This window comes from Streptomyces mangrovisoli (assembly GCF_000974985.2).
GTDB classification, from domain to species: domain Bacteria; phylum Actinomycetota; class Actinomycetes; order Streptomycetales; family Streptomycetaceae; genus Streptomyces; species Streptomyces mangrovisoli.
Genome location: NZ_LAVA02000004.1, coordinates 172525 through 180716, shown reverse-complemented (window position 1 = coordinate 180716; position 8192 = coordinate 172525). Strand labels below are relative to the sequence as shown.

The window sequence follows — 8192 nt, the reverse complement described above, 5'->3', positions numbered from 1 at the left end:
GGGGGGCCGGGGTCAGGTCCGGCCGCGGGAGCGGGCCGCGCGGGCGATGGTGACCACGGCCTTCTCCAGGGCGTACCCGGGATCCTCGCCGCCGCCCTTGACCCCGGCGTCGGCCTCCGCCACCGCGCGCAGGGCCACGGACACGCCGTCCGGCGTCCAGCCGCGCATCTGCTGGCGCACCCGGTCGATCTTCCAGGGCGGCATACCGAGCTCGCGCGCGAGGTCCGCGGGCCTGCCGCCCCTCGCCGACGACAGCTTGCCGATCGCCCGCACGCCCTGGGCCAGCGCACTCGTGATCAGCACCGGGGCGACCCCGGTCGCCAGGGACCAGCGCAGCGCCTCCAGCGCCTCGGCCGCCCTGCCCTCCACCGCGCGGTCCGCGACGGTGAAGCTGGACGCCTCCGCGCGGCCCGTGTAGTACCGCCCGACGACGGCCTCGTCGATCGTGCCCTCCACGTCCGCGCAGAGCTGCGACACCGCCGACGCCAGCTCCCGCAGATCGCTGCCGATCGCGTCGACGAGCGACTGGCACGCCTCGGGCGTCGCCGACCGTCCGGCCGTGCGGAACTCGCCCCGCACGAAGGCGAGACGGTCCGCGGGCTTGGTCATCTTCGGGCAGGCCACCTCGCGCGCGCCCGCCTTGCGCGCCGCGTCCAGCAACCCCTTGCCCTTGGCCGCGCCCGCGTGCAGCAGCACGAGCGTGATCTCCTCGGCGGGCGCGGAGAGATACCCCTTCACGTCCTTGATCGTGTCCGCGGACAGGTCCTGCGCATTGCGCACGATCACGACCTTGCGCTCCGCGAAGAGCGACGGGCTGGTCAGCTCCGCCAGCGTGCCGGGCTGGAGCTGGTCCGAGGTGAGGTCGCGCACGTCCGTGTCGGGGTCGGCGGCCCGGGCGGCGGCCACCACCTCCCGCACGGCGCGGTCCAGCAGCAGGTCCTCCTGGCCCACGGCGAGCGTCACCGGGGCGAGAAGGTCGTCGTTCGCAGTGTTCCTGGCCATCGCGTACAGCATCGCACGGGGCACTGACACCGGGCGCCGGTCCGCGAGGGGGCCGGAGCCGGTCGGTCAGGGCTCCTCGCGCCAGCCGTCCCACTCCCCCGCGAAGGCGTCCAGCGCCTCCGCGTCGAGCCGGCCGCTCTCGTCCCGCAGCACGATCAGCCACTGCGCGTCCTCGGCGTCGTCCTCACCGGCCAGCGCGTCGCGGACGATCCGCGGTTCCTCGTCGGTGCCGAACCGCTCCCCGAGCGCCTCCGCGGCCTCTTCCGCGGCGTCGCGGTCGGGCAGCACCAGCACATGTCTCACATCGCTCACCCGACCATTTTCCGGCACCGCTCACACGGCCCGACCCGGGGGCAGGGGTCGGCCGTCAACCCGTCAGCCCGGCGGCGCGTCAGCCCGTCAGCCCGGCGGCCCGGCGGCCCGTCAGCACGATCTGGACGTCAGCCCGCCGGCACGATCTGGACGTCCAGGCCGATCCGGATGCTCGGGCCCACCACCGCGATCCCCTTCGCGAGCATGGTCTGCCAGCTCACGGTGAAGTCGTCGCGGTGCAGTTCCGTCGTGGCCCGGCAGGCCGCCCGCGTCTCGCCCTCCATACCGTTGCCCAGACCGAGGTACTCCGCGTCGAGCGTCACCGTCCGCGTCACGCCGTGCAGCGACAGCGCGCCGGTCACCGCCCACCGGTTGCCGCCCCGGAACGAGAAGCGGTCGCTGTAGAACTCCAGCGTCGGAAAGCGCCGGACGTCGAGGAAGTCCGCCGACCGCAGATGGTCGTCCCGCATCCGCACGTTCGTGTCGATGGAGGCCGCGTCGATCACCACATGCATCGCCGAGTCCTCCATCCGGTCGGCGATCCGCACCGCGCCCGCGAAGGAGTTGAACCGCCCGTGGATCCGGGCCAGCCCGATGTGGCGGGCGGTGAAGCCGATCGAGGAGTGCGTGGGCTCCACCTCCCAGTCGCCCGCCGCGGGCAGCTGCGGCGGATGCGCGACCTGGAGGTGCACATCACCCAGCGAGGCGAGCGTGTCCTCCGTGACCAGCGCCGTCGCCCGGTAGGGGGCGTACCCCTCGGCCGACACCGCGAGCCGGTACTCCCCGGCGGGCAACGTCGCCATGAAGGTGCCGTACGGGTCCGTGCCCCCGCCGACCACCGTGCGGCCCATCTCGTCGACGACCGTCAGCTCCGCATGCGCCACCGGCTCGCCGACCGGGTCCAGCACCCGGCAGTTCAGCACGCCCGCGGACGGCGGGGTCAGCACCGCCGCGAGGGGGCCCGTCCGCTGCGCCCGGTTCCGCCTGCTCCACAGCCGCCCGATCATCCATCACACCTCTGCGCCTAGCCGTCGGGTGTCGACGCCGTCGCCGACATCAACCCGTTACCGAAGATCCATTCGATCACCGATGCGGCTTTCGAGGCAAAGCGGGGTATCCCTTCACAGGAAGGACACAACTGCCGGTACCGCCCACGAGTTCCCCGATCGGGGCGGGAGATGGGATTTCAGCCGTTCGCCGCCGAGCTGCCGCGCAGCTCCGGCACCCGCTCCAGCCGGATCCCGAACCGCTCCCGGTACAGCGCCAACACCTCCTCGTCCGACGCCACTTCACGCACCTCCCGCGTCCCGTCCGGGCCGGTCAGCGTCAGGTTCCGCCCGCTCAACGTGATCCGCCCGCCGTCCGGCGTGATCCGCGAGCAGACGAGCGACCGCGTGAAGTGCGAGGCGGGCGAGGTGCTGTGCCACCAGGCCCCGGCCACGAAGTCCCCCAGCACCCGCGGCCGCACCTCCAGCCGGTACGCGGGCTCCCCGTCCCGCAGCACCTCCAGATCCGCGTCCCCCGCCGCGCCGCCGCGGGCGCCCGCCGCGTCCGGTCCCGCCGCCTGCACCTGGAACACCCCGCCGGGGTCCTTCTGTTCGCCCCGCTCCCCGAACGCCAGCGGGAAGTGGCTGTGCGTCCCGAACCCGACATCGGCCAGCCAGTCGCCCCCGTCCACCGTCCGCACCCGCAGCGCGAGATGGTCGTACGGGATCCCGAGCCGCCCCTCGGCGCCGTGCACCCGCGCCGCCAACAACGTGACGTCGTAGCCGAGTGCCACGAGCAACGCCCCGAAGGAACCGTTGAGTTCGTAGCAGAACCCGCCGCGCTCCGCGCCCACCACCTTCTCCAGCAGCCGCTCCTCGTCGAGCACGACCTCCTCCCCGAGATGCACCGACAGATTCTCGAACGGCACGCTGCGCAGGTGCCGCAGATGCAGCTCCCGCAGGGCCTCCGAGGTGGGGCGGACGGGGCGCGCGGCGCCCAGACGGCGGAGGTAGGCGTCTGCCTGTGCGGAGTTCATGTCCTCAGTCTCGCGCGACCGCCGGCCCTCCGCGCCCGCCCACGACGGCCAGCGCCCCGTCCCGGTCGGTCCGCAGCACCGTCGCCCCACCGGCCCGCAACGCGGCGACCGTACCGACGGCAGGATGCCCGTACGGGTTGTCCGCCCCCACCGAGATGAGCGCCAGCCGCGGCGCGACCCGGCGTATCAGCGCGAAGTCCTGGTACGCCGACCCGTGATGGGCCACCTTCAGGACGTCCACCCGGCCGAGCGCGGCGGACAGCGGCGACTCCAGCAGTTCCCGCTGTGCCGGGGGTTCGAGGTCGCCCAGCAACAGCAGCCGCAGCCCCGCCGACCGCACGAGCAGCGTCACGCTGGCGTCGTTGGGCCCGTCCGGCACCGGCCCCGGACGCTGTGGCCACAGCACCTCCCACGACAGCTCGCCGATCGTGCCCCGCTCCCCGGCGACCGCGTGGGTGAGTGGGAGATGCCGCCGCGCCGCCTCCCGCCGTACGAACTCGGCCTCGTCCGCGGGCTCCTCGAAGTCCGTCGTCTCGATCGCCCCGACCGAACGCCCGCGCAGCACCCCCGGCAGGCCCGCCACATGGTCGGCGTGGAAATGGGTCAGCACGACCAGCGGGACCCGCGTGATGCCGAGCGCGCGCAGGCAGCGGTCGGCCAGGTCCGGGTCCGGCCCCGCGTCCACCACCACGCCCGTGCCGTCCCCCGCCGCCAGCACCGACGCGTCGCCCTGCCCCACATCGCACATCGCGTACCGCCAGCCCGGCGGCGGCCAGCCGGTGATCAGGCGGGTGAGCGGGGGCGGCTGCACGACCAGCAGCAGGAGCAGGACCCCGCAGACCGCGCACGCCCACGGATGCCGCAGCATCCGCCGGCCCACCGCCACCACGACCACCGTGACCGCGGCCAGCAGCAGCGCCCCCGTCCACCCGGCCGGCCAGCCCACTCCCCCGCCGGGCTGCGCGGCCCCCGTCCGGGCGACCCACGCGATCCACGCGGCAGGCCAACTCGCGCACCACGCGAGGACCTTGGCCACGGGCATCGCGACCGGCGCCGCCGCCAGCGCGGCGAATCCGAGCACCGTGGCGGGCGCGACGGCGGCCTCGGCGAGCAGATTGCACGGCACCGCCACCAGGCTCACCCGCGCCGACAACAGCACGACGACCGGCGCGCACAGGGCCTGCGCGGCGGCCGCGGCGGCCAGCGCCTCCGCGAGCCGCGGGGGCACCCGGCGCCGGCGCAGGGCCTCGCTCCACCGCGGCGCGAGCGTCAGCAGCGCGCCGGTGGCCAGCACGGACAGCACGAAGCCGTAACTGATCGCCAGCCACGGGTCGCACAGCACCAGCAGCAGTACGGCCGCCGCCAGCGCCGGGATCAGCGATCTGCGGCGCCCGGTCGCCAGGGCGAGCAGCACGACGGCTCCGCAGGCGGCGGCCCGCAGGACGCTCGGATCCGGGCGGCACACCAGGACGAAGCCGAGGGTGAGCACGCCGCCGAGCAGCCCGGTGGTCCGCAGCGGGAGGCCGAGGCGCGGGGCGAGCCCCCGCCGCTCCACGTGCTGGGCCAGGCCCGGCGGCCCGATCAGCAGGGCGAGCAGGATGGTGAGGTTGCTCCCGGACACCGCGAGCGTGTGCGCCAGGTCCGTGTGCCTGAAGGCCTCGTCCAGGTCCGGGGCGATCCGCGAGGTGTCCCCTACGACCAGGGCGGGCAGCAGCGCCCGCGCGTCCCCGGGCAGAGCCTCGGTCGCCGTCCGCAGCCCCTCCCGCAGCCGCCCCGCCCACCGCTGCGGCATGGACGGCCCGCCCACGACCCGCGGTGTCTCCTCGCCCCACACCCGCAGCACCGCCGCGACCCCGCCCTCCCCGCTCAGGGCGGGCGCCAGCCGGGCCACCACCCGCACCCGGGTGGTCGGCAGCAGTCCGAGCCACGCGGAGCCCCGGCGAGCGGCCCGCTCCGGCGCCGGACCGGGGGCGGCGGCCTTCGACTCCCCTCTCCCTCCGGTGTCCACGATCAGCAGCACGGGTGTCCTGGTCGTGGCCTCCTTCCCGTCCTCCGCGCGCACCCGCCGCACCTCGCCCTCGATCAGTACGGCCGGGGGTGCCGCGTGATCCCCTCTGATCCGGGGCCGGGCCGTGCGGGGGTCCCCGCGGATCTCGACGTCCGCGGTCACGGTGGCGAACCGCCCGGCGAGCTCCGGCACGGGGCCGCGCCGCAGGTCCGCCCCGTGCAGCCCGGCCGCGGCGGCGGCCGCGGCGACCGCGAGCAGCACCCCGGCGGCCGAGGCCCGCGTCCGCGCCGCCTCCCGACGCCGTCTCGCCAGCAGCGGTACGGCCGCGAGCAGACAGCCGGCCGCGATGCCGGCGGTCCAGCCCGGCGAGGCGTGCAACGCCACCGCGGCCGTCCCCCACGCCGCGAGCGCGGGCGCCGCCAGCCGCAGGTCCACGGGCCCCTCCTGCCGGGGGTGCGCGGCACCCAGGCGCGTCCCGGAGGCGCTGTGCACAGCGGACCGGGCAGGGGTGCGGAGGGCGGCCGGACCGGGCAGGGGTGCCTGCGCCTGCGCGCCGACGACGCGTCCGGTGCGGCCCGGACCCTGCTCGCTCATGGCCGCACCATGCCGCGCAGATCGGCGAACCTGCGGTCCCCGATGCCGATGACCTGACGGAGTTCGTCGACCGAGCGGAACCCCCCGTGCCGGATGCGGTAGTCGATGATGTGCTGCGCCAGAACCGGTCCCACCCCGGGCAGCGCGTCGAGCTGGTCGGCGGTCGCGGTGCCGAGGGAGACCGGGGCGACGGGGCCCGTACCGGCCGCTCCCGAGCCGGGGACGGGAGCCGCCGCGGCGGCCGGGGCGGGCCCGCCGACCACGATCTGCTCGCCGTCCACGACGAAGCGGGCACGGTTGAGGCCGTCGGTGCTCGTCCCCGGCCGCACTCCGCCCGCCGCACGCAACGCGTCCACGACCCGCGCCCCGGCCGGCAGGCGCTGGATCCCCGGCCTGCGCACCTTGCCGCTGACGTCCACGACGACCTCGGCCCCGGAGGTCGAGGGCCGGGCCCGGGCGGGGCCGACCGGTGCACCGGTCCCGTCCGCACCACCGGGACCCTCGCCGCCGGTCCCCGCGAACGGCGCCTGCGCGCGCACCACTTGGGGTGCCCGCACCGGCTGGGCGCGTCCCGTCCAGAAGTACTGCGCGGCGAGGAGCACGGCGAGGGCGAGCACCACCGCGAGCGCGACCACGCTGCTGCGCTCGACCCCGCACCGCGTCTGCAACCACACCGGCATCCGCTCCCGCAGCGCGAGCACCATCCGCTCCCGCCGACCGGCACCCCCCACCGGCACGACTCCGGCGTCCGCGCCACCGTACGGATCCCCGGCCGCGGTCCGGCGGAGGTCATTCGTCGCGGTCCGAAAGGGGGCACCCGCATCGGACCGGGAGAGATCGTCCGCCTCGGTCCGACACGGTTCCTCGGTGCGCGGCGGCGACAAGCCGATCCCGGACGCGTCCGGCTCAGCGCGGCGTGGCGGTCGCCGCCCCTCCCCGTGCCCGGAGAAGAGGAGTTCGGCCCGGCGTCGCAGTTCGTCGGCCGGCGGCCGCCGCCGGCCGCGACCCCCGCCGAACCCACCGAGCCCACCAGGCCTGCCGGGTCCACGGGGCCCACCTACCCCGGTGCCCGCACCACCCCCGCCCCCGCCGACCCCGCCGGAGGCGCCCCGGTGTCGGGCGCGGCCGTCCGAAGCCGGGCCGCGGCCCGGCCCGCTCGACACGGTCACGGTGCGTGAGCGCGAGCCCGCACGCGAGCGGGAGGAAGAACGTGAAGGAGAACGCGAATCCGCGTCAGATCGAAGTGCCATGCGGCGAGCATCCGGCATCTCGCCGGATCGCGATGATCTTGGTCGATTTCCGTGGAGGACACCGGCGTTGTGGATAACTCCGACCCTCATACGGGTGAGGCCGACGGCCGAGCGGGCCGCCGCCGCCCGTCACCGTGCCGAGACCACGACCCCCAGCAGACCGGGCCCGGTGTGCGCGCCGATCACCGCGCCGACCTCGCTGACATGGAGGTCGGCAAGTCCCGGCACCCGGGCGCGCAGCCGGTCGGCGAGCGCCGACGCGCGGTCGGGGGCGGCGAGATGGTGCACGGCGATGTCGACCTCCGCGCCGCCCGCGCGCCCGGCCGCGATCTCCTCGAGACGGGCGATGGCCTTCGACGCCGTCCGCACCTTCTCCAGCGGCTCGATGCGTCCGCCGTCGAGCTGGAGCAGCGGCTTCACGGCGAGCGCGGAGCCGAGCAGGGCCTGTGCGGCGCCGATCCGGCCGCCCCGGCGCAGGTAGTCGAGGGTGTCGACGTAGAAGTAGGCGGACGTGCCCGCGGCCCGTTTCTCGGCCGCCGTGACCGCTTCGTCGACACTGCCGCCCGCCTCCGCGGTCTCGGCCGCGGCCAGCGCGCAGAAGCCGAGCGCCATCGCGATCATGCCGGTGTCCACCACCCGCACCGGCACCGGCGCCTCGCGCGCCGCGAGCACGGCGGCGTCGTAGGTGCCGGAGAGTTCGGCGGACAGGTGCAGGGAGACGATGCCGTCGGCGCCCGCCTCCGCGACCCTGCGATAGGTCTCCGCGAAGACCTGGGGACTGGGCCGCGAGGTGGTGACGGGGCGGCGCTTCTGCAAAGCCTGGGCGAGGGCCCGGGTGGAGATCTCGGTGCCCTCTTCGAGCGCCTCGTCGCCGAGGACGACGGTCAGCGGTACCGCGGTGATGCCGTGGCGCTCCATCGTCCGCTGCGGCAGGTAGGCCGTTGAATCGGTGACGATCGCGACATGGCGGGACATGAGCTGGAGGTTACCTGCCGTAGCGTCC

The 8192-nt window shown here is 75.6% G+C and carries 7 protein-coding genes; all 7 read right to left on the bottom strand.

Going from position 1 to position 8192, the window contains the following annotated elements; genetic code table 11:
- Positions 1–12 precede the first annotated feature (12 nt).
- Complete coding sequence (gene holA, locus WN71_RS03045) at positions 13–1002, bottom strand: DNA polymerase III subunit delta (RefSeq protein WP_206300001.1); 990 nt, start codon at positions 1000–1002, stop codon at positions 13–15.
- A 66-nt stretch (positions 1003–1068) separates the two neighbouring features.
- Positions 1069–1314, bottom strand: coding sequence for a hypothetical protein (locus WN71_RS03040; RefSeq protein ID WP_046581742.1), 246 nt, complete (start codon positions 1312–1314; stop codon positions 1069–1071).
- Positions 1315–1442: 128 nt separating this feature from the next.
- A complete protein-coding gene (locus WN71_RS03035) occupies positions 1443–2321 on the bottom strand; it encodes a YceI family protein (protein ID WP_079177608.1) in 879 nt (292 codons plus the stop codon).
- Between the two features lie 179 nt (positions 2322–2500).
- Entirely contained in the window at positions 2501–3337 is an 837-nt protein-coding gene (locus WN71_RS03030; protein WP_046581741.1) for an arylamine N-acetyltransferase family protein, read from the bottom strand.
- Positions 3338–3341: 4 nt separating this feature from the next.
- Entirely contained in the window at positions 3342–5939 is a 2598-nt protein-coding gene (locus WN71_RS03025) for a ComEC/Rec2 family competence protein (RefSeq protein WP_079177607.1), read from the bottom strand.
- Positions 5936–6670 carry a ComEA family DNA-binding protein gene (locus WN71_RS43325; RefSeq protein WP_338058671.1) on the bottom strand — a complete coding sequence of 245 codons (735 nt, stop codon included), beginning with the start codon at positions 6668–6670 and terminating at the stop codon, positions 5936–5938. Before WN71_RS43325 ends, WN71_RS03025 begins: the two co-directional genes overlap by 4 nt.
- Positions 6671–7318: 648 nt before the next feature.
- The gene (locus tag WN71_RS03015; protein ID WP_046581733.1) at positions 7319–8164 is read right to left on the bottom strand and encodes a DegV family protein; all 846 of its coding nucleotides are present in this window, start codon (positions 8162–8164) and stop codon (positions 7319–7321) included.
- Positions 8165–8192: the final 28 nt, after the last annotated feature.